Below are 19,466 nucleotides of genomic sequence, written 5' to 3' on the forward strand. Positions count from 1 at the left end.
CGCCGACGCCGCTCGATGCGCCGACGCGCCGTCGCGGCGGTCGCCCTCGTCGCCCTGGCGGCGTTCCTGGTCCGCGGGGTCATCGACGCGCTGAGCAGCGCCTCGGATCCGCCGTACGTATCCCCGAGCGGCCCGGTGGTTGAGATCCTGGTCGGTCGTGAACGGACCCAACGAGTCGATCTGACCTCGGCGATGCGCGATGGCGTGCCGGATCTCGTACGTGCGCGCGCGCTGCTCGCGGAGAAGGTGCCGCGGCGGTGGGTCGTGAGGACGGGGCGAGCGACCGTGATCTACCGGCTCGACACCCGGCTCGCGCTGCGCGCCGTCCGGGCTCGAGGTGACCGGTCCTCGATCCGCGTCGCTGCGCGGCCGGTCGCCTCCACAGTCGCAGCGCCCGTCGTCGCGCAGGCGCTGCGCAACAACTGCGAATCGGCTGCGCTGGAGGTCCTACTCGCCACCGTCGGCCGTCGCGCCCCCCAACTGCAGCTCCAGGCGGCGCTTCCGGTGAGCGGCGCACCCGACCCCGTGGGGTACGGGCCGTCGCGGGTGTGGGGCGATCCCGAGCTGGGCTACGTGGGGCGTCCAGACGGTGGCGGCACGGCGGGCGGCTTCGGTGTGTTCCAGGCTCCCGTTATGCGGGTCGCGGAGGGTCTTGGGGCGCGACTCGACGACCTCAGCGGCCGTACGTCGGGGGAGATCGTGGCCCGCGTGCGGTCCGGTACGGCGGTGATGGTCTGGATCGGGCTCTCCGACGGTCCGTACGGCGAGTGGCGCTCGCCGGCCGGGCGGCGCGTGCGCGTCAACTTCGGGGAGCACACCGTCGTCCTCAACGGCGTCACGAGGGACGGCCGCCTGCGGGTCGTGAACGTCCTACGGGGTACGCGCGAGCTCTGGACGAGATCCGATTTCGAGGTCATGTGGAATCGGCTTGGTCGGCGGGCGATCGGCGCACCTGTCGACCCGGCGCGCGCGTAGCCGCCCGCCCCTGTGCCCTGTCGCGCGCCGATCCTCCGGCCGCGGGCGGGCCGCCCGGCGCGGGGAGCGAGAGGACGAACGACGAGCCGCCGCCCGTCGTCTCGACCCCGAGGTCGCCGCCTTGTGCAACCGCCAGCCCTCGGGCGATGGTGAGCCCGAGCCCCGCGCCGCCGCTCCGGTCGCCGGCGTGCGCGCCGCGATAGAAGCGGTCGAAGAGCCGGACGCCTTCGTCGGCGGCGAAGCCGGGCCCGTCGTCGCGAACTCGCACGACAGCCCTATCGGCCTCGCGCCCGGTGGACATCCGGACGCAGCCGCCGTCGGGAGCGTACTTCAGGGCGTTGCTCAAGAGGTTGGTGATGATCTGGACGACGGCGTCCCGGTCGGCGACGGCGGCCGTCGGCGGCACGTCGAGCTCGAGCCCGAGGCCCCGGATCTCGAAGGCGGCGGCGAGCGCGCCGTGAGCCTCACGGGCGAGCGCATCGAGGGAGACGATCTCAGGATGGAGCGTCGGCGGGTGTGCCTCCGACTCGGCGAGGCGCTCGATCTGGCCGATCAGCCTGCTGAGGCGGAGCGTCTCGATATGAAGCGTTGCGAGCCCGGCTTCGTCGAACGGCATTACGCCGTCCTGCATGGCCTCGATGCGGCTCTGCAGCAGCATGAGCGGGGTCCGCAACTCGTGAGAGAGGTCTTGAGCCAACTGCCGGCGCGCTCGCTGCTGGCGATCGAGGTCCTCGGCGAGATGGCTGAGCGACTCGCCCAGCTCCCGCACCTCGCGGGAACCCGACGGCGGCAGGGGCGGCGGCCGGCGTCCGCTGCCGAGGGCGCGGGCCGCCTCCGAGAGGCGCTGCAGCGGGCGGGAGAGTCTCCCTGCCACGAAAAGTCCGGCGATGATCGCCACGATTCCGGCGACCCCGGCGGCGACAAGGTGCGCCCGATCGAGCTCACGCCGAAGTGCGTCGTCGGCCGGCATGTTGCCCCGGGGGCCGAGAGCGTACATCTCGAGCGACGCGACGTCGGAACCGTCCGGTCCGCGAACGGGCAGCCGCGCGACCCGCCGGAAGGTGGCGCCGTCGCTCTCCAGCTTGGTCGTGTCGAGGAGCACGCGTGCCCCGGCGAGGAGGCGGTAGTCGTACCCGGTCAGGATGAGTTCGTGGGCGAGGAGGTCGAGGCTTCGCTCCGCCCATCGGCCGGACCGTCCGTACGCAGCCTCCGCGAGCGCGACGGAGCTCTCGCCCGCCTCGTCCGTCCGCTGCGCGAGATACGAGTCGAAACGCTCGTGGAGACCGAAGCTCGTCAGCAGCGCTGCGACGAGCGTCGTCAGCGCCGCGATCCCGACGAACGCCGCGACGAGTCGGGCTCGCAACCCGAACCCGGCCGCCCGGCTCATCCCTGCTCGTCGAGGCGGTAGCCCACGCCGTAGACGGTCGTCACGTATTCCGCTGCTCCCGGCACCGCCTCGTCCAGCTTCTTGCGCATGCGCATCACGTGGACGTCGATCGTCCGCTCGAAGCCGTCGACGTCCGGCCCCTGCAGCGTCTGCAGCAGCTCGAAGCGCGAGAACACGCGCCGCGGCTGGCGGGCGAGGGTGGCCAGCAGGCGGAACTCGGTGGCGGTCAGCGGGACCGTAGTGCCGGCGAGACGTGCCTCATGGGCCGCAAGGTCGAGCTCGAGCCGGCCGCCGTCGATCACGAGCAGATCCATGGGCGGCTGCTCCGAACCGGGCGCTCGGCGCAGGATCGCCCGCGCGCGCGCGACGAGTTCCCTGGGCGAGAATGGCTTGACCAGGTAGTCGTCCGCGCCCAGCGCGAGGCCACGCAGGCGGTCGGCCTCCGCCGCCTTCGCGGTCAGCATCATGATCGGGACGGCCGTATGGCGTCGCAGTCGGACGCAGACCTCCTCGCCCGGGATGTCCGGGAGCTTGAGGTCGAGGACGATCAGGTCGGGCGGCTGTGTGGCGACGGACTCCAGGGCCCGCTGACCGGTCATGGCCGTCCGGACGCGGAAGCCGTCGCGGCGCAGGTAGGCGGACGCCACTTCGATGATGCCCGGCTCGTCGTCGACCACGAGCACCGAGCGGCTCGCGGGTGGAGCCGCCGGTCCTCGTGTCGTCATGGCCTCAGCCCTCGGGGAACCACTCGTCGCGCCACTCCTGCATCTGGCCGATCTCGGCGGCCTGAGCGCTGATGATGTCATCCGCGACCGTGCGGACCTCGTCGCGCGGAGAGCCCTGCAGGACCTGCTCGGCCATGGTGATCGCGCTTGCATGGTGGGGGATCATCGCCTCGAGGAACGCGGCATCGAACTCGGCGCCCGTCGCCGTCTCAAGGTCCCCCATGTCCATCGCCGCGTGCGGTCCCGTCTCGCTCGGCGTGAGCTCCTCGCCGAACCACTCGCGGTGCCACGCGCGCATCTGCGCGATCTCCCGCTCCTGCGCGGAGACGATCTCCTGCGCGACCCTGCGGATCTCGGGCCGCTGGCTCTTCTCCAGCGCCATGTTCGCCATCGCGACGGCGGACTCGTGGTGCGGCACCATCTGCTCGAGGAACGACCGCTCGTCCAGACCCGACTCGCCGTCCTCGGACATGTCGGTCCCCATGTCCATGTCCATCCCCGTGTCCATGTCGGACATGGCGGCGTCGTCTCCGTGGTCGCCGCCGGCCCAAATGGCCGCGCCGATACCGACGCCGCCGGCGATCGCGACCACAGCCACCACCGCCAAGATCGCCCAGAAGCGATTCGTCACCGAGGCCTCCTCATACCCGTGTCATTGTTGATGGGTATCACGGCCGTGTATCGGAACGATGACGATCGCCGGCGGTCGCGGCGGCTAGCACGGGCGCTCGCCGGCCGCGTGCCGTGCGGCAGGGCGGCGATGCAGGGCGAGCGATGACGAACTGATGACGAGCGACCGCGCCGGGCTTGCACGGCGGCGTGCCGGGTGACACGGTCCGCACGCATGGAACCAGGCGTCCACGTGGCGATCAGGTGGGAGCGGGAAACGGCTGGGCCGCAGGCGCGCGTCTGCGCGTCGCCTCGTAAGCAGGCCGATCTGACGATCCGGCCCGAGCCCGGTTGACGCGCCGTCCGCCGGGTTGCTCGCCGGATCGCTGCGGCGGGCGGCAGATCCCCGAGGGAACCACGGGCCGGTGACCAACGCGGTCCAGATCGCCGCAGCGCTCTTCCTGGTGCTGCTGAACGGCTTCTTCGTCGCCGCCGAGTTCTCGCTCGCCCGCGCGCGGATGACCCGTCTCGACCAGCTGGCCGACGCCGGCCGGCGCGGGGCCGTGCTCGCGCGCGAGCAGGTCCGGCACATCGACCGCTACCTCGCCGCCTGCCAGCTGGGCATCACGCTCGCCAGCCTGGGCCTCGGCTGGCTGGGCGAGCCGGCGTTCGCGCAGCTCTTCAAGCCCGCGTTCGAGGCCGTCGGCTTCGGCGCGGGCTCCTCGACCGCGACGGCCGTGGTGCTCGCCTTCATCATCATCACGGTGCTGCACGTGGTGGTCGGCGAGCTCGCGCCGAAGTCGGTGGCGATCCAGCGCGCCGAGGCGACGGCCCTCAGCATCTCCCGCCCGCTCGAGTGGTTCCGGATCGTCTTCTCGCCGTTCATCGTGCTGATGAACGGCGCCGGCAACGCCCTCGTGCGGCTCCTGGGCGTGCAACCGGCGACCGAGAGCGAGCTCGCCTCCTCCCCGGAGGACCTCCAGATCCTGATCGCGCAGAGTGAGGAGGGCGGCGCGATCGAGCCGGAGGAGGCGGACATGCTGGAGGGCGTCTTCGGCCTCCAGGAGACGCTGACCCGCGACATCATGACCCCGCGCCCGGAGGTGATGACCCTCGACGCGGGCTCGCCCGTCCGGTCGGCCCTCACCGAGGCCCTCGCCACCCGCCACAGCCGCTTCCCCGTGCTGAACGGCGACGGCGTCCGCGGCGTCGTGCACCTGAGCCAGCTCGCCCGCGGCCTGCTGGAGCACGGCGAGCAGGTGCCGGTCTCCCAGCTCTGCGGCGCGGCCATGTTCGTGCCGGAGACCCAGCCGGTCGACGACCTGCTGCGCCAGATGCAGAGCCGCCGCGCGTCCCTCGCCGTCGTGCTCGACGAGTACGGCGACTTCGCCGGCGTCGTGACCATCGAGGACGTGATCGAGGAGATCGTCGGCGAGATCGACGACGAGCGCGACCGCGCGCCGGCGGTCGACCACCGCCCGGACGGCCGGCTGATGGTGCGCGGTCACGTCCCGCTCGAGGACCTCGCCGACCACGGCGTGGAGCTCGTCGACGAGACCGTCACCTCGGTCGGCGGCCTCGTGTTCACGAAGCTCGGGCGGCTGCCGCGGACCGGCGACAGCGTGACCGCCGACGGCTGGCAGCTCACCGTGGAGGCGACCCGCGGCACCCGCGTCGTCCTCGTCGCGATCGAGGGGGCGGGTGAGGCCGCCACTGAGTCGCGCCGCCCCGGCCGGCAGCACGTGGCTCTGGGCGGGGGGCATGCGGGGCCGCCGCAAGACTCCGCCTCCGGTGGGATCGCGATACCGTGACGGCCGACTTGATTGATGACGAGCGGGAGCGGCGTACCCGCTCAGTGCGGCGATACGTCGCCGGCACGGTCGCCTTGCTCGCCGTCGCGGCGTTTGTGGCGCTTCTCGTCCTCGGATTGACCGCCCGAGGCGTCGACCGCAGCATCGACAGCGCGATCGCCCGGGGAGAGCTCGAGGAGGCCCCCGGGTTCACGCTCCCGGTGCTGGCGAACGGCGAAGCCCTCGGAAAGCGCGAGGGCGACGACCTGTCCCTGTCGGAGCTGCGTGGCCGTCCGGTGATCCTGAACTTCTGGGCATCGTGGTGCGACCCGTGCCGACGCGAGGCGGCGATTCTCGAGGACGCCTGGCGCGCCGGCCGGGCGAGGGGAGCCGTCGTTCTCGGGGTGGACGTGCAGGACCTCACGGGGAACGCTCGCGACTTCATTGAGAGGTTCAAGCAGACGTACCCCCACGTGCGCGACAAGGGCGAGGGCACGTACCGCCGCTATGGGCTCACCGGTCTTCCCGAGACGTACTTCCTCGACCGCGCCGGGCGGGTCCGCGCCCACTGGGTCGGTGAGATCGACGCCGACCAGATTGCCGACGGGCTCGACCTGATCCTCTCGCCGCCGAGCCGGTGACCGAGCTCGGCGTCACCGCGTTCGCTGTGGCGATGGCCGGCGGCCTGCTGTCCTTCCTCTCGCCCTGCGTGCTCGCGTTGGTACCCGGCTACCTGGCCTTCGTGTCGGGCGTGTCGGCCGACCGCATCGGAGGCGAGCGGCGCGCCGTCGTGATCCCCACGCTGGCGTTCATCCTCGGCTTCGCCGCCGTCTTCACCCTCCTCGGCGCCGGCGTGGGAGGGGTGGGCGCGGTGCTGAAGGAGGAGCGGCGCACGCTGGAAATCGTCGGCGGCGTCCTGCTGCTCGCGCTCGGGCTACTCATCCTCCTGGGCCCACGACTCGGGCTCGCCCAGCGCGAGTGGCGGCCGCTCGCATGGGCGCGCGGCCGCGGCGGCCGGGCGGGCGGCGGGGCGCTCACCGGGGTCGTCTTCGCGATCGGCTGGACGCCGTGCATCGGGCCGATCCTCGGCGCCATCCTCACCTTCGCCGGTACCGGGCAGAGCCCCGCAGGCGGCGCCGCCCTGCTGCTCGCGTACTCGGCGGGCCTCGGCGTCCCCTTCCTGGCGACGAGCCTGGCGTTCGACCGGTCACTGGGCGTCTTCCGCCGGGTGCGCCGGGCCGGCGCGGTGATGGCGACGGCCTCCGGGGCGGGCGTCGCGGCGATGGGCGTGCTCGTGGCGAGCGGGCAGCTGGCCGCGATCACCCGCGAGCTCGCGCGCTTCAATCAGTTCGGCTAGGGCGAGGCCGCCGGCTGGCGACAAACGACTGAATTGCCCTCATTCGGGCACTCACATGGAGCGATCCCGAGCCCGACAGGTACGGTGGATGAGGGCCAGCAGGAACGCAACCAGGCGAGAGGCCGGAGTGTTCGAGGAGCGTCAACAGTGACGATCGCGAACGCATCCCGCTGCCGATGCCAACGAGCCGAGGAGGACGCCGTGACAGGCGATGACGCCCACCACGCCGGTCATGCAGAGGACGGGGGTCACGAGGGCGCGCGCCATCAGGCGGGCGGGGTGGCCGTAGCGGATCGCAGCGGGCACGGCCGCTCGGAGGGTGCCGACGACTCCGGTCACGGCGGGCACGGAAAGCACGCAGGTCATGACGTGGCGATGTTCCGTCGCAGGTTCTGGTGGAGCCTGCTGCTCAGCATCCCGGTCGTCTTCACCAGCCACATGGTCATGGACTGGTTCGGCTACGAGTGGGACTTCGCCGGCATCGACCTGATCGGCCCGGTGCTCGGCTCGGTGATCTTCTGGTGGGGCGGCTGGCCCTTCCTCGAGGGCGGCTGGCGCGAGGCCAAGGAGCGCCAGCCAGGGATGATGCTGCTGATCGCCATGGCGATCAGCGTCGCGTACATCGCCTCCATGGCCACCTCGCTGGACCTGTTCGACCTCGACTTCTGGTGGGAGCTGGCCCTGCTGGTCACGATCATGCTGCTGGGGCACTGGCAGGAGATGAAGGCGCTCGGCCAGGCCCAGGACGCGCTCGCCGCGCTCGCCGCCATGCTGCCCGACGAGGCCGAGCGGATCGGCCCGGACGGCGAGGTAGAGACCGTCGCCCTCGACCAGCTCCGCGTCGGCGACGTCGTCCTGGTGCGCAGCGGAGCCCGCGTGCCCGCCGACGGCGAAATCGTCGACGGCGCCGCGGAGCTCGACGAGTCGATGATCACCGGCGAGTCCAAGCCGGTCGCCAAGGCGGCCGGCGACCGGGTGGTCGCCGGGACGGTCTCGACCGATTCGGCGATCCGCGTGCGCGTCGAGGCGATCGGCGAGGAAACCACGCTCGCCGGCATCCAGCGGCTGGTGGCGCAGGCCCAGGAGTCCAAGTCCCGCGCCCAGGTGCTGGCCGACCGCGCCGCCGCGCTGCTGTTCTACGTCGCCATGGCCGCCGCGGTGATCGCCGCCGTCGTGTGGCTGGCGGTCGGCGACGCCGACGACGCGGTCGTGCGGGTGGTCACCGTGCTCGTGATCTCGTGCCCCCACGCGCTCGGCCTGGCGATCCCGTTGACGACCTCGATCTCCTCGGCGCGCGCGGCGAGCAACGGCATCCTGGTGAAGGACCGCCTCGCGCTCGAGCAGAGCCGCACGGTGGACGCCATCCTGTTCGACAAGACCGGAACCCTGACGAAGGGCGAGCACCTCGTCGTCGGCGTCGCCGGCGCCGGCATCGATGAGGACGAGGTGCTGCGCCTGGCGGGCGGTGTCGAGTCCGACAGCGAGCACCCGCTCGCCCGCGCGATCGTCGACGCCGCTCGCGAGCGCGGCCCGGTAGCGGCGGCCGCGGAGTTCCGCTCGATCACCGGCCGCGGGGTCGAGGCCGACATCGACGGCGTCCCGTATGCCGTGGGTGGGCCCGCCCTGCTGCGCGAGCGCTCCCTGGACGAACCGGCGGAGCTCGACGCGTGGTCGCAGGGCTGGAAGGACCGGGGGGCGGCGGTGCTGTACCTCGTGCGCGGCCGCGACATCATCGGGGGGCTCGCGCTCGAGGACGAGGTCCGCCCCGAGGCGCGGGCCGCGGTCGCCGAACTCCAGGCGATGGGGCGCCGGGTCGTCATGATCACCGGGGACGCCCGCCAGGTGGCCGACGCGGTCGGCGCCGACCTGGGCCTGGACGAGGTGTTCGCGGAAGTGCTGCCGGAGGACAAGGCCGCCAAGGTCGCCGAACTCCAGGCCCGGGGGCTGAGCGTCGCGATGGTGGGCGACGGCGTCAACGACGCGCCGGCACTGGCGAGCGCCGATGTGGGCATCGCGATCGGCGCCGGTACCGACGTCGCGATCGAGTCCGCCGGCCTGATCCTCGGGAGCTCAGACCCGCGCGCGGTGGTGAGCGCCATCAGGCTCTCCGCGGCCGCGTACCGCAAGAGCCTCCAGAACCTGTGGTGGGCGGCCGGGTACAACATCGTGGCGATCCCGATCGCCGCCGGCGCCCTCGAGTGGGCCGGCGTCTCGATGCCCCCCGCCGTCGCGGCGATCCTGATGAGCGTCTCGACGATCGTCGTCGCCCTGAACGCCCAGCTCCTTCGCCGCGTCGATCTGCGACCCGCGCCGATCGAAGACGCCCCCCCGGCGCGGCCGGAGCCCGTGCCGGCGACGTGACCCGGGCAGGCATGCCCGCCCGCGCGGCACGCCCGCCCGTCGCCTCGGTCGTCCACGCCCGAGGCGAACGGGCGGCGGCTCCGGGGCGCTGCGGCTCAGAGCGGGAGCTCGAGCGTCTCGCCGGCGGGAAGTAGCCACCACCTGCCGGCGAGACCGGCCTCGAGCTCAAGGGCGGTGGCGCTGGGCGCGGCCGTGAGCCGGAGCCGGCTGCGGTCGAGCGACACGCGGACGCGGTGGCCTCGGTGGTGGATCTGGAACTGCACGTGGCGCAGGCCGTCCGGGAGCCGGGGGGCGAAGCCGATGCGGTTGCCGTGGAGCGTCATGCCTGCGAATGAGCGCGTCACGATGTCGATCGTTCCGGCCATCGCGCCGAGGTGGATGCCCTCAGCGGTGGTGCCCCCCTGGGTGTCGTCGAGGTCGGCCACGAGCGCATCGCGGAACAGATCCCACGCTCGCGATTGGTCGAACCGCGCCAACACGGACGCGTGCACGACCCGGCTGAGTGTGGAGCCGTGTGCTGTGCGCGCCAGGTAGTAGTCAACGGTCCGCTGCAGCGCCTTGCGGGTGACTGCATAGCCGAGACGATCGAGTTGAGCCATGAGCTGTTCGGGCCCCAGCAGGTAGATCAGCATCAGCACATCCGCCTGCTTCGCCAACTTGTAGCGGTTGGTCATGTCGCCCTCGGCTTCGAGGATGAGATCCAGGCGGCCGATGTTCCCGTACCTGGTCCGGTAGCTGGCCCAGTCGAACTCCTCGAGTCGTTCGTAGCCCTCGAACTGGCTGATCACGCCGTCCTCGTGGATGGGCACCGCGAGCCGTCGGCTGAGGCCGTCCCATGTCGCCGTCTCGGCGGGCGCGATCGCGAGCCGGCCGACGAACTCCTCCGCCGCGTGACCGGAGAGCATCGCGAGCGTGTCGAGGGCGCGCTCGCAGACCCAGGCGGTGAGCACGTTGGTGTACGCGTTGTCTCGTAGGCCGCTCCCCGGCGTCGCCGGGTAGCCATCGTGGTACTCGTCGGGGCCCATCACGCCTTCGATATGGAAACGGCCGTCGCCACTGTCGTAGCGGGCGAGCGACGCGAACAGGCGGGCCACCTCGATGATCAGCTCACCGCCCCGTTCGGCGAGCCAGGCGACGTCGTCGGTCGCCTGGAAGTGCTGCCACGCGTTGTACGCGACGGCGAGCCCGACGTGCCGCTGGCGTCGTGAATTGTCGGGCATCCACCGCTCCGAACGCAGGTTGAACAGCTGCTCCGGTGTCTCCTCCCGGCCGTCGCTGCCGCTCTGCCAGGGGAACATGGCTCCTGCCAGCGCCAGGCGGCGCGCCGCACGCCGGGCGGCCGGCAGCCGTCGCCACCGGTATTCGATCAGGGCGCGGGCGACCTCGGGGAGATGCGCGCCGACCACGGGCAGCACGAACAGCTCATCCCAGAAGACGTGACCCCGGTACCCCTCACCGTGGAGCCCGCGGGCGGGCACGCCGGCGTCGAGGCCGGCGGTGTGAGGCGAGAGCGTCGTCAGGAGGTGGTACAGGTGCAGGTTGAGCGTCAGTTGCACGTCGTGCTCGGCGTCGAGCGTGATGCCGAATCGCTCCCACAGCCGCTTCCACGCCCGCTCGTGCCCCGGTAGCAGCGCCGCCAGGCCACCGTCGATGTCGCCGAGCGCCGAGAGGGCTCCCGCGGCCGGTCCGGCGATCGCTGCGTCGCGCGAGGTCACGATGGCGACCGTCTTGTCGACCACCATCGGCTCGCCGTCGGCGAGGTTCACGCTGCACTCCTGAGCGAAGCGGAGGTCATCTTCCTCCGCGATCGTCCTGTCCGTCGCGCCGCTGATCGTTGTGCGCACGGCGGTGGCGATCCGCACGCGGCTCTGGGACGTCTCCGCCTCCACGATCAGCGTGTCCGGGCCCGCCGTCCGGCCGGAGACGCCGGTCAGATGTCGATCGGCGAGGGCGGCGTACTCGGCGACGTTCGAGTTCGCCACGCCGGCGTCCACCCCGGAGCGGACCGTGACGGTGCCGGTCCAGCCGTCGGCGGCCAACGTCGTCTCGAGCGCCGCCACGTGCGGGCGGTCCATTGACACCAGTCGCCGTTGAGTCAGCTGAAGGCGGCGCCCGGCCTCGTCGGTGAGGACCCCGGTCCGGGTCAGGAGGCCGCGGCGCATGTCCAGCTCGCGGCGCTCCGCGACGAGAGCGAGAGCGCCACTCGACCACCAGCCGCCATCACCGAGCCGCACATCGAGATACAGCCAGTCGGGCGCGTTGACGAGATGCTCGTCCTCGACCTGGCGGCCGGCCACCGTGCTCGTCAGCCGGTTGTAGACGCCGGCGAGGTAGGTGCCGGGGTAGTGGACGTCGTCGGCGAAGCGTTCCGGAGCCGCGCCGCGGGTCCCGAGGTAGCCGTTGCCGACCGTCGTCAGGGCCTCGCGGTGGCCCTCGTGGGCGGGATCGAGGCCGGCGTACGCGAGCACCCAGGGGTCGGTGCGCAGCAACCCCAAGTCGAGCAGGGCGACGTCGTTGACGACGACATCGGCTCCCGCCGCCTCGAGCGCGTCGCGCTGACCGTCGCGGTCGATGCCGACCACGAGCCCGAACCGGCCGGCATCCGCGGCCGTCACGCCGGAGGTCGAGTCCTCGATGACGGCCACGCGGGACGGCTCGACGCCCAGACGGCGTGCCGCCTCGAGGAACATGGCCGGGACCGGCTTGCCGGCCAGACCGAGGTCGGCCGCCGTGGTTCCGTCGATCACTACGTCGAACAGATCGCGGACCTCGGCCGCGGAGAGCAACCGGTCGGCGTCCCGGCTCGCGGTCACGAGCCCGGCCGGCACGCCGCCGGCGCGAAGCCGCCGGATGAGGTCGACCGTGCCCGAAAACACACGGACGCCGTGCTCGGCGAGCCGCTCGAGGAACAGCTCGTTCTCGCGGGCGGCCAGACCGTGCACCGTCCAGGCGCCGGGAGGATCGGCGGGCTCGCCCAGCGGCATCCGGGCGCCACGCGCCGCTAGGAAGGCCGCGACACCGTCCTCGAGCGAGCGGCCGTCGATGTAACGCCGGTAGTCCTCGCGGGGATCGAAGGGTGTCCGCGACGCGGCCTGGGCGCGTGGGTCGTCCAGAACCGCGTTGAACACGGCGGCCCAAGCCGCCGCATGGGTCGCCGCGGTGCCAGTGACCACGCCGTCCATGTCGAAGATGACGGCGCCGTACGGCGGAACGGCGCCGGTCGGCCGGACCGTTTCGACGTGACGCGGCATATCGGGCGCCGGACGCCCGGGTGGCGAAGTTCCGTGGAGGGGCACGCGAAGAATCGTCCCTAGACCGGCTCCTCGAGGGGCTCATTCCGCCCGAGCAGCTGGGGACCTCGTGCCGGCGTCCACTGCCAGTCCCGGATTTCCGGGAGGTCCTCGCCGTGGACGCGGATGAACTGGCGGTGCTCGATGAGCCTGTTCTTGAGCGCTTCGCGGGCGTGCGCGGCCCGGCCGTGCAGGCGTGGGACCTCTCGAGCACGGCGATGGCGAGGTTGAACCGGTCGATGCGGTTGAGGACGCACATGTCGAAGGGCGTCGTGGTGGTGCCCTCCTCCACGTAGCCGCGGACGTGCAGGTTGGCGTGGTTGGTCCGCCGGTAGGTGAGGCGGTGGATCAGCCACGGGTAGCCGTGGTAGGCGAATAGGATGGGCCTGTCGGTGGTGAACAGGGCGTCGAACTCCCGGTCGGACAAGCCATGGGGATGCTCGCGGTCGTCTTGCAGGCGCATCAGGTCGACGACGTTCACGATCCGGATGCGCAGGTCGGGCAACCAGCCCCGGAGGAGCTCGGCGGCGGCGAGGGTCTCCATCGTCGGCACGTCGCCGGCGCACGCCATGACGATGTCGGGCTCGACGCCGGCGTCCGTGCTCGCCCACTCCCAGATTCCGATGCCCTTCGTGCAGTGAACTACGGCGTCGTCGATGTCGAGGTACTGCAGCTGGGGCTGCTTGCCCGCCACCACGACGTTGACGTATTGGCGGCTGCGCAGGCAGTGATCGACCACCGACAGCAGCGTGTTGGCGTCCGGCGGCAGGTAGACACGGATGACCTCGGCCTTCTTGTTGACGACGTGGTCGATGAACCCGGGGTCCTGATGGGAGAAGCCGTTGTGATCCTGGCGCCACACGTGCGAGGTCAGCAGGTAGTTGAGCGACGGAATCGGTCGGCGCCACTCGATGTCGTTGGTCACCTTCAGCCACTTGGCGTGCTGGTTGAACATCGAGTCGACGATGTGGATGAAGGCTTCGTAGCTCGAGAAGAGCCCATGCCGGCCGGTGAGCAGGTAGCCCTCGAGCCAGCCCTGACAAAGGTGCTCGGACAGGATCTCCATCACCCGCCCGTCGGGGCTGAGGTGGTCGTCCGACTCGACGGCTGCGGCGTTCCAGGTCCGATCCGTGACATCGAGGACGGCGCCGAGCCGGTTCGAGTTGTTCTCGTCCGGGGCGAACATCCGGAAGGCCGTCATGTTCTCCGCCATGACTTCTCGGAGAAACGTGCCGAGCACCCGCGTCGACTCCACCGCCCCGGCGCCAGGCGCCTCGACGGCGACCGCGTGGTCCTTGAAGTCGGGCAGGCGCAGGTCCCGCAGCACCCGGCCGCCGTTCGCGTGGGGATTGGCGCTCATGCGCCGCTCGCCGGCTGGGTGCAGGTCACGGATGGCCGGCACGGGGGCGCCCGTCTCGTCGAAGAGCTCCTCGGGGCGGTAGCTGCGCAGCCACCCCTCCAGCACCTTGCGGTGGCCCTCGTCGGCGCGCGCGTCGGCGAACGGCACCTGGTGTGATCGCCAGGAGCCCTCGACCGGGTGGCCATCGACCTCGGCGGGCCCGGTCCAGCCCTTCGGTGACCGCAGCACCAGCATCGGCCAGCGGGGCCGCCCGCTGACGCCGCCGGCTCGCGCGCGGCGCTGGATGTCGGCGATCTCGTCCAGGCAGCGGTCGAGCGCGGCGGCGAAATCGCGGTGCATCTGGTCCGGATCGTCGCCCTCCACGTAGCGGGGCGTGTGGCCGAACCCGCGAAGCAACCCGTCCAGCTCGTCGGCTTCTATGCGCGCGAGCACCGTCGGGCTGGCGATCTTGTAGCCGTTGAGGTGCAGGATCGGAAGAACGGCGCCGTCGCGACGGGGATCGACGAACTTCGTCGAGTGCCAGCTCGCGGCGAGCGGGCCGGTCTCGGCTTCGCCATCGCCCACCACCGCAGCGACGATCAGGTCGGGGTTGTCGAACGCCGCGCCGTAGGCGTGGGCCAAGGAGTAGCCGAGCTCGCCGCCCTCGTGGATCGATCCGGGCGTCTCCGGGGCGACGTGGCTGGGGATGCCGCCCGGAAAGGAGAACTGGGTGAACAGCCGGCGCATCCCGCCCTCGTCCTGTGGGACGTCGGCGTACACCTCGCTGTAGGTCCCCTCCAGCCACGCCGCCGCCACGGGGCCGGGTCCGCCGTGACCGGGCCCCATCACGTACATCATGTCCAGGTCGCGCGCCATGATCGCGCGGTTGAGATGCGCGTAGATGAAGTTCAGTCCAGGCGTCGTGCCCCAGTGGCCGAGCAGTCGCGGCTTGACGTGCTCGGGCATCAGCGGCGCACGCAGCAGCGGGTTGTCCATGAGGTAGATCTGCCCGACGGACAGGTAGTTCGCCGCCCGCCACCACGCGTCGATGGTGTCCAGCTCCTCACCGCTCAGGGACTGCGGCGTATCACGGGCTACTGTGGGGCGCTGGTCGTGATCCATGGCCAACCTTTCGCTCGCGGAGTGGGCGCGATCAGGAGTTGCGCCCAGGAGGGGCGATGCCGACGAAGCATGACGGCGGACCGGGTGGTCCGCACGGTGACCGCGTGATGCCGCTCAGTGCGTTCGGCGATGCGACCGCTGTCTTGGCGTGTCCACGCATCGAGATCCCCTAGCCTCGGCGATGCTGCCGCGCGTGGCTACCTCGGCGCACGATCGCGCGGTGGCCGCCGGCCGGCTCGGCGGGCCGGCGCGAACGCCGCCAAGCGGCATCGCTGCGATCCGACCCCGTCGTCCGCGACGGCAACCGTGCGTGAGCGTTCACCGTGCTCACCATGTCGGACGGCCGGACTGGATCAAGGGCGAGTCGCGTCGTGCTTCACGACTTCGAAACGAGGACTGTGGACCCGCCTGATTGAGCGGCCGGCACTCGGCATCGACGCCGCAGCAGCCGCCGCCTTCAACGCCTCGCCGTCGAGGCCGTAGCGAGCGGCCGCCAGCTCGAGGAGTCCGTCGAGGTCATCGCCAAGATGGAGGACCTCGATGCTGACGCCACGTCCGCCGTGACGGACGAGGCAAGACTGAGGCGCAGCCTAGCGATCGACCGCGAGGAACCGGCCGGGGCGCCTGCCTCCGTCTCGTACGCAGGTTGCTCGAGGCGGAAGGCATACCCGGTCATGCGGAAGAATCCCGTCACTTGCGCCGGCCAAGCCCGGTATGGTGGCCAGTTGGCCGACGGCCTCGTCGTGGCCGTGGCGGACGCGTAAACCTGAACGTGGGATTCGGCCCACTCGGCCGCAACCCCCCGCCGTGGTGTGGTCGTTCTGCAGCACCAGCCGCACGGCCTCGCGAACTACCCGGTTGAGCTCGGCCGCGAGGCGCGCCCCATCTCGGACTCCTTCCTGAGCTCGGCATCTCGCCGAAGGCGCTCGGCAGCCGGGTGCGGGCCGAGCGGGCGGGGATTCGCCCGCGAGGCGGCGCCGGGAGCGCTCGTCGAGCCGAGCGAGGAGCTGCGCGGCTGCGCAAGGAGAACCACGAGCTGAAGCTCGAGCGCGAGATCCTGCGAGAGGCCGCCGCCTATTTCGCGCGGAAGACGACCCGGTGAGCCGCTTCCGGTTCGTCGCGGACCACCGCGCCGCCCACTGCGTCAAGCGACTGTGCCGGACCGCCGGCTGCTCGCGCGCGGGCTGCTACGACCGGGCCCGCCGGCCGCACTCGGCCCATGCCCGTCGCCATCATGAGCTGTCGGCGCTGATCGACCAGGTACACGAGCGCTCCCGCCGCACCTACGGCGCGCCGCGGATCCACGCCGAGCTGCGGCGGCTCGGCGCCCCACCTCGGTACTGCTGGGCCAGCGCAGGGACTACTGCTCCAGACGCACGCCGCTGAAGGGCCTGCCGTCGGACTTCACGTCCATGCGCCGACAGGTGGCGGCGTCGCGCTTGACCGAGTGCCCGCTTGACGTCCGGTCTGCGACCGGCCGCGGACGACGCTGATGCGGCAGCCGTACCCGGCTGGGCATTCCTAGACATCTCCATCACCTCGTTCCTGCAATGGAAGTCCCTGCTACCACGAGGGTTCCGTAACCTCACTGCAGTGCGGAGGTCGGACGGAGCGCGTTCGCGCGAGCGGGAACCGAGCCAGCAAGGCCCCGAGGCCGACCGGCCCGGTTGGTAGCCTGAGGCCCCACCTGCTGGGAGGACCCCTGGCGACTACCGGACCTGCCTGTGGCTGCTGAGTACAACACCGAGGAAGACGTCCGGGTCAAGTTCCTCGTGCCACTTCTTCAGGCCCGGGGCTACGACACTGCCTCCATCCGCTTTGAGCAGGCGATTGAGGTTCAGGAGGGTCGGAAGCGGAAGACCATTTTCGCGGATGCTGTGGTGTACGCCTCCTCGCAGCATGAGGCGCCGTTGGTCCTCTGCGAGACGAAAGCGCCCTCGGAGGCGCTGACGCGACGAGCCCGAGAGCAAGCCATCTCCTACGCTCGCCTCCTGCCGCGCATCGCGCCGCTCGTCGTATTGACGAACGGTCACCAGGTTCAGGTCTTTCAGACGCTGAACAAGAACCGGCTCAGCGAGCTGCCCACCCGCGACCAGTTGACCGCTGACGTTGTCGATTTCGTCATCAGTCGAGAACTGCAAGAGGCGCTCAGGATCGAGGCTCGCCACGAGCTCTTCATCATTGACGACGTTCAGAGCTTCAAGACATTGCTTGGCCGCTGCCACAACGCCATCAGGAACAACGAGGGATTCGACCCGGTCAAGGCCTTCGACGAAATGTCGAAGGTTCTCTTCTGCAAGTTGTACGAGGAAAAGAAGAACACGAACACCAACCGGTTCCGGACCGCGGTATTCGACGACACCCTCGACCGTCTCGGCATCAACGTCGTCCGGCAGATATTTGAAGAGACCAAACGCGACCCAGCCTATGCCGGCCTGTTTCCCCCAGAGGTCGCCATCGACCTACAGGACCGCACCATCCGGAGCATCGTCGAGCTGTTCGAGGACTTCGACCTTTCACTGACGGCGTTCGATGTCAAAGGCGAGGCGTTCGAGTACTTCCTTAGCGACACCTTCACGGGCGGCCTGGGGCAGTACTTCACGCCGCGGAACGTGGTCGAGTTCATGGTCGATGCCATGAACCTGCGCATTGGCGAGCGCATCATTGACCCGTTCTGCGGCACCGGCGGATTTCTTATCTACGCGTTCGAGGTAGTCGGAGAGAAGATTCGCCTCCAAGAGTTCTCGGACGAAGAGAAGGCCCGCTGGCGTTTGGAGCTGTCGAATCGGTGCCTCTATGGGACCGATTGGCTGGAGCGAGCCTCGCAGGCCTGCAAGATGAACATGATGGTCCACGGCGACGGCAGTGCCGGCGTCTTTCGCCATGATGGGTTTGCCAACGTCGAGGACGTCATTACGGAAGACCAGTTCGATGTCTGTCTGACGAATCCGCCGTTCGGTTCAGCGGAGACCTCTGGCGCCACACTCGGACGTTACGAGCTCGGCGGCGGGAGAGCGTCCCAGGACCGCATGGTCCTCGCTATTGAGCGCGTGCTTGACCTTGTGAAGGCCGACGGACGAGTGGCGATGGTCGTGGCGGATGGGCTTCTCGATAACGCATCAATGCGATACGTCCGCGAGCACCTGCGAACACGGGCGCGCATCCGTGGCGTCGTGAGCCTCAACGCCGAGACGTTCCAAGGCTACGGCGCCCGTGCCAAGACGAGCATTCTTTTCTTTGAGAAGAAGGGAGAGCACGACGGCGGCGCCCAGGGCCCAGTGTTCATGGCCATGGCCAATAACACGGGCTACGCCCCCAACGGAGCGGCGATTGCCGGCAACGAGCTGCCGGATATCCTGCTGGACTGGGAAGCGTTCCTGCGTGACGGCACCCTGAGTGAGCCGCGGGCCAACAGCTGGGTGACCACCATTGGTGACCGACTCGATGCCAAGTTCTACCGACCGGAGGTGAGACGGGCCGGCGGCGACATCGCCGCCGTCGCTGCCGAGGTCGAGGAGGCCCTGAGAGACGTCGCGGCGGAGCACAGCACGCTCGTCAAGAGACTAAGCGAACTGGCGAGCCGGGTGGATTGGCGTACCACCCTGCTTGGTGAGCTGTTCGACGAGGTTCGGGACCGCGAACGGGTCGAGCGCGACGCCGTCTACCGGCTCCTTGGCGTCCGCTGGTGGGGAGGCGGCACATTCCTGCGCGAGGAGAAGCCCGGGAGCGCCATCAAGGGCCGATATCTGCACCGTGTGCGGGCCGGGCAGCTCATCTATAACCGCCTTTTCGCGTACCGAGGTTCGTTTGCAGTGGTGGCGCCCGAACATGATGGCGCCCACGTGTCTAGCGAGTTCCCTACGTTTGTACCTGAGGAGAGGCGTGACACGAGCGAGCTGCTAACGCGTTTCGTTGTCCACGCGCTGAACAGCCCGCAGTATCTAGAACGCGTCGATGCGCAGTCTACGGGTTCGACCAAGCAAAGCCGCAACCGCTTCCGGCAAGAGCTGTTCGTCGATTTCCCGGTGGAGATTCCGGCGAGCGCTACGGCGCTCGAAGAACTAGTGGGTTTGCTGGACAACGCCGCCGCTCTCCGCAGGCGCCAGCACGACCTCGCGCTGGCGGTCACGAACCTCCGTGAGGAGGTCTCGCTTTCTCTGCCGTTACCCGGAAGCGGATAGCAGCGACGGCAGCCCCGCTATGACCGCGCGCGCTCAGTAAGTAAGGACAACTCCTAGCCGGCGGCTTCCGCCGCCCCTGGCTTCGTCAGGTCGCGCGCCTGACGTCAAGGACTGTTCGCCCACCAGGATGTCGCTGCGGCCGCCCGTGCGCGGAACTGCCAAGTCCACGGGTGGGTCATGGTTTCGAGCTGGGGACGGCCAAGAGCAACATCAGGCGGATCTCCGGAGGCTCCTCTCTGCGGGCTACGGGTCGCGAACTCCTATCGACAGCGTCTAGGTCAGCGACCACGGCTGCATCGACGGCCGGTGGGGCGGACGGCGGGGCCGCCG

General features: G+C 70.4%; 12 protein-coding genes and 1 pseudogene. 7 read left to right on the forward strand and 6 right to left on the reverse strand.

Annotated features, from left to right (window positions below; all coding sequences use genetic code 11):
* Nucleotides 1-15 precede the first annotated feature (15 nt).
* Nucleotides 16-975 carry a C39 family peptidase gene (locus ITJ85_RS02370; protein ID WP_217914757.1) on the forward strand — a complete coding sequence of 320 codons (960 nt, stop codon included), beginning with the start codon at nucleotides 16-18 and terminating at the stop codon, nucleotides 973-975.
* Here the strand turns inward: ITJ85_RS02370 and ITJ85_RS02375 are convergent.
* Genes ITJ85_RS02375 through ITJ85_RS02385 form a run of 3 tightly spaced genes read right to left on the reverse strand, consistent with a single transcriptional unit; the run spans nucleotide 914 to nucleotide 3,718 of the window.
* On the reverse strand, nucleotides 914-2,362 hold the full coding sequence (locus tag ITJ85_RS02375; RefSeq protein ID WP_217914758.1) for a sensor histidine kinase: 1,449 nt from the start codon (nucleotides 2,360-2,362) through the stop codon (nucleotides 914-916). The two genes, ITJ85_RS02370 and ITJ85_RS02375, sit on opposite strands and share 62 nt — an antisense overlap.
* On the reverse strand, nucleotides 2,359-3,045 hold the full coding sequence (locus ITJ85_RS02380) for a response regulator transcription factor (RefSeq protein ID WP_217914759.1): 687 nt from the start codon (nucleotides 3,043-3,045) through the stop codon (nucleotides 2,359-2,361). The genes ITJ85_RS02375 and ITJ85_RS02380 overlap by 4 nt, the downstream gene beginning before the upstream one ends.
* Before the next feature lie 46 nt (nucleotides 3,046-3,091).
* On the reverse strand, nucleotides 3,092-3,718 hold the full coding sequence (locus tag ITJ85_RS02385; RefSeq protein WP_217914760.1) for a DUF305 domain-containing protein: 627 nt from the start codon (nucleotides 3,716-3,718) through the stop codon (nucleotides 3,092-3,094).
* Nucleotides 3,719-4,121: 403 nt separating this feature from the next.
* On the opposite strand from ITJ85_RS02385, the gene ITJ85_RS02390 reads away from it, so the two are divergent.
* From ITJ85_RS02390 to ITJ85_RS02400, 3 genes are read left to right on the forward strand one after another with little or no spacing between them, the layout of a single operon-like run.
* Nucleotides 4,122-5,507 (forward strand): hemolysin family protein, encoded by a 1,386-nt coding sequence (locus ITJ85_RS02390; RefSeq protein WP_217914761.1) that lies wholly within the window; start codon nucleotides 4,122-4,124, stop codon nucleotides 5,505-5,507.
* Nucleotides 5,504-6,127: a TlpA family protein disulfide reductase gene (locus tag ITJ85_RS02395; RefSeq protein WP_217914762.1), complete on the forward strand. Its 624-nt coding sequence runs from the start codon at nucleotides 5,504-5,506 to the stop codon at nucleotides 6,125-6,127. Before ITJ85_RS02390 ends, ITJ85_RS02395 begins: the two co-directional genes overlap by 4 nt.
* Nucleotides 6,124-6,843 carry a cytochrome c biogenesis CcdA family protein gene (locus ITJ85_RS02400; protein WP_217914763.1) on the forward strand — a complete coding sequence of 240 codons (720 nt, stop codon included), beginning with the start codon at nucleotides 6,124-6,126 and terminating at the stop codon, nucleotides 6,841-6,843. The genes ITJ85_RS02395 and ITJ85_RS02400 overlap by 4 nt, the downstream gene beginning before the upstream one ends.
* Before the next feature lie 141 nt (nucleotides 6,844-6,984).
* On the opposite strand, the gene ITJ85_RS02405 is transcribed toward ITJ85_RS02400, so the two are convergent.
* Nucleotides 6,985-7,209 carry a hypothetical protein gene (locus ITJ85_RS02405; protein ID WP_217914764.1) on the reverse strand — a complete coding sequence of 75 codons (225 nt, stop codon included), beginning with the start codon at nucleotides 7,207-7,209 and terminating at the stop codon, nucleotides 6,985-6,987.
* A 9-nt stretch (nucleotides 7,210-7,218) separates the two neighbouring features.
* Here ITJ85_RS02405 and ITJ85_RS02410 point away from each other — a divergent pair, with 9 nt between their 5' ends.
* A complete protein-coding gene (locus ITJ85_RS02410; protein ID WP_217914765.1) occupies nucleotides 7,219-9,204 on the forward strand; it encodes a heavy metal translocating P-type ATPase in 1,986 nt (661 codons plus the stop codon).
* Nucleotides 9,205-9,299: 95 nt separating this feature from the next.
* Here ITJ85_RS02410 and ITJ85_RS02415 read toward each other — a convergent pair whose 3' ends face one another.
* Together ITJ85_RS02415 and ITJ85_RS17485 are read right to left on the reverse strand one after the other, a co-directional pair.
* Nucleotides 9,300-12,455: an HAD-IA family hydrolase gene (locus ITJ85_RS02415; RefSeq protein WP_217914766.1), complete on the reverse strand. Its 3,156-nt coding sequence runs from the start codon at nucleotides 12,453-12,455 to the stop codon at nucleotides 9,300-9,302.
* A 59-nt stretch (nucleotides 12,456-12,514) separates the two neighbouring features.
* A pseudogene (locus tag ITJ85_RS17485) lies at nucleotides 12,515-14,955 on the reverse strand (phosphoketolase family protein).
* A 1,098-nt stretch (nucleotides 14,956-16,053) separates the two neighbouring features.
* Here ITJ85_RS17485 and ITJ85_RS17585 point away from each other — a divergent pair.
* Nucleotides 16,054-16,341: an IS3 family transposase gene (locus ITJ85_RS17585; RefSeq protein WP_217914767.1), complete on the forward strand. Its 288-nt coding sequence runs from the start codon at nucleotides 16,054-16,056 to the stop codon at nucleotides 16,339-16,341.
* A 338-nt stretch (nucleotides 16,342-16,679) separates the two neighbouring features.
* Nucleotides 16,680-19,136, forward strand: coding sequence for a type I restriction-modification system subunit M (locus tag ITJ85_RS02430; RefSeq protein ID WP_217914768.1), 2,457 nt, complete (start codon nucleotides 16,680-16,682; stop codon nucleotides 19,134-19,136).
* Nucleotides 19,137-19,466: the final 330 nt, after the last annotated feature.

Source organism: Miltoncostaea marina (genome assembly GCF_018141525.1).
GTDB classification, from domain to species: Bacteria; Actinomycetota; Thermoleophilia; order Miltoncostaeales; family Miltoncostaeaceae; genus Miltoncostaea; species Miltoncostaea marina.

What these genes read in the sequence shown, in the direction of transcription:
- ITJ85_RS02370 (WP_217914757.1), top strand. Translation starts at nt 16, where the DNA reads ATGCGCCGACGCGCCGTCGCGGCGGTCGCCCTCGTCGCCCTGGCGGCG.
- ITJ85_RS02375 (WP_217914758.1), bottom strand. Translation starts at nt 2,362, where the DNA reads ATGAGCCGGGCGGCCGGGTTCGGGTTGCGAGCCCGACTCGTCGCGGCG.
- ITJ85_RS02405 (WP_217914764.1), bottom strand. Translation starts at nt 7,209, where the DNA reads ATGACCTGCGTGCTTTCCGTGCCCGCCGTGACCGGAGTCGTCGGCACC.
- ITJ85_RS02410 (WP_217914765.1), top strand. Translation starts at nt 7,219, where the DNA reads ATGTTCCGTCGCAGGTTCTGGTGGAGCCTGCTGCTCAGCATCCCGGTC.
- ITJ85_RS02415 (WP_217914766.1), bottom strand. Translation starts at nt 12,455, where the DNA reads ATGCCGCGTCACGTCGAAACGGTCCGGCCGACCGGCGCCGTTCCGCCG.